The sequence below is a fragment of the uncultured Jannaschia sp. genome (assembly GCF_947494025.1).
Lineage (GTDB): Bacteria > Pseudomonadota > Alphaproteobacteria > Rhodobacterales > Rhodobacteraceae > Jannaschia.
In genome coordinates this window covers 1-1,937 of the sequence record NZ_CANLTQ010000094.1, presented here as the reverse complement: position 1 = coordinate 1,937, position 1,937 = coordinate 1, and the positions used below count along the sequence as shown (strand labels likewise).

Annotated in this window: 1 protein-coding gene; it reads right to left on the bottom strand. The window is 60.7% G+C overall.

The window, feature by feature from the left end; translation table 11 throughout:
- Positions 1–234: 234 nt before the first annotated feature.
- The gene (locus Q1B08_RS21360) at positions 235–1,590 is read right to left on the bottom strand and encodes a cytochrome P450 (protein WP_299823352.1); all 1,356 of its coding nucleotides are present in this window, start codon (positions 1,588–1,590) and stop codon (positions 235–237) included.
- Positions 1,591–1,937: the final 347 nt, after the last annotated feature.

Sequence of the window (1,937 nt, the reverse complement as noted above, 5' to 3'; positions counted from 1 at the left end):
CTACAAGATCACCCGCGTGGATGACCTGCTGCCTTGGAATGCCACCGGGTAAGGGCGGTCAGACTGGACGCTTACGGTCGAAGCTGGACGAGTGGCTGACTTCCAGCTCAGAACGGGACATCGACCTCGGTGCACGGTTCTGAAAATGATACACGCTTACACGCTGCCACAGTCTTTTTGCAGCAGAGCCGATCGAAGCTGTCGCAACGTCCGATATGAGGTGGTTGGTGCGCGTTACATGCGAGGGCTCAGCACGACGGGCAGACCACCTTTGGGTCTCGGGATGGGCATTCGCTGCCATTCGACCTGCGGTCCTTCCGGCAGACCGATCCTTGCGCGCCGCAAAAGCGACGCCGTGAACAGCTTGACCTGCATGGTCGAGAAATGCAGCCCGATGCACTTGTGCGCGCCGCCGCCGAAAGGAGTCCAGGCAAAGCGGTGCCGACGATCCTCGGCCCGGTTGGGCGAGAACCGGTCGGGATCGAAGCGGTGAGGATCGGTGTAAAGTTCCGACGACAGCATTGTCGCTCCGGCCATTACGGTCACGAAGCTGCCTTTCGGGAAATCCACGCCCGCCCAGATAAAGTCCCGCACCGCGCGACGCGGAATGAATGGCACGGGCGGCACCAGCCGCAACACCTTTCGGAACGCCCGATCCGTCATCACCATCGTATCAAGAGCGGCCTGATCAGGTTGCCCATCTGGCAGCGCATCGACTTCTGCCACCAGACGGTCCTGCCATTCGGAATGCGCGCCGAGCGCCCAGACGAGCGCGGCGAGCGCGCTGGCCGTGGTGTCATGTGCCGCCATCAGAAGAAAATTGAAGTGATCTGCAATCTCTTCATCCGTCCAATGCGTGCCGTCTTCGTCCGTGGCTCGACACATCTGTGAGAAGAAATCATCTCCTTCGCGCAACCGACGCTCCTTGATCAGGTCTCGGAAGGTCTGGGTCAGAAACAGCCTTCCCGCTACACCGCGTGCCATCGGCGTGAACGGCACCGGCCGCCGGATCGGCGACAGCGCGGCCATTACCTCGGCGATGAAGGCGCGGTTTAGCTGCCCGGTGCGTGGGTCATCCAGCGGCAGGCCCATGAAGACGGCCGCGCCGATGCGCAGCGTCAGTTCCTTGATCGCCGGGTAGAACGCGAAAGCCCGCCCAAGTGGCCTGTTGGCGACGAGGGCGTCCATTTCGCCCGCTATGCGCTGGTGGTAATGTGCCATCGCGCCCGCCCGAAATGCCCCCTGCATGATCCGTCGATGTCGACGGTGATCGTCGAAGTCGCGCAGCATCAGTCCTCTTGGGAACAGCCGGTGAAGCGCATCCCAACCATGATGGCTGGAAAGCAGGCAGTCGCGATCCGTCAGTATGAATTCGAGAGCATCCGGCCCATGCAGCGCCACCCGCCAGAGTCCCAGCAGCTTGAACCGGTAGATCGGGCCGAAGGCGTCTTTGCTGCGCCGGTGCAGACCGTAGGAATCGCGCACCACGTCGAGCGTGTGTCCGAGGAATGGCGTAACTGGCAGATGCGGCAGGTGTGAGAGATCAGCTTTTGGCAATGCGGGAGACAGGCTAGCTGACGAGCCGGGCATCAGAGCAACCTCTCCTTGCGATCGACACCATGTTAACATGTCCAGCGGCAGGATTGGGCAAGTTTTCGTTTCTGTAGAGGTAGGGAAGGAACGGCTCCAGACTTGTTGGTGTAGACCTGCCATCTTTGACAGCACGATGTTGTCAGAGCCCTGTCCATGACCAATCTCACCGTTCGCTGCGCAAGCCATGAGCGGCCGCAGTGCAGGATCTTGCTGATAGTGTAACTGCCCCCCATGACATCCGATGCGTCAAGGTGGGTTAGGTATTCAGTGAACCGCCCCCCGTTTACCGGCAACTGTACTTAGCCAGGTGTCTGCTGGGTGTAGTCTGTTCCTGCTGCGAGCAT

Coding starts and splice junctions, on each gene's coding strand:
- Q1B08_RS21360 (WP_299823352.1), bottom strand. CDS start 1,590: ATGCCCGGCTCGTCAGCTAGCCTGTCTCCCGCATTGCCAAAAGCTGAT.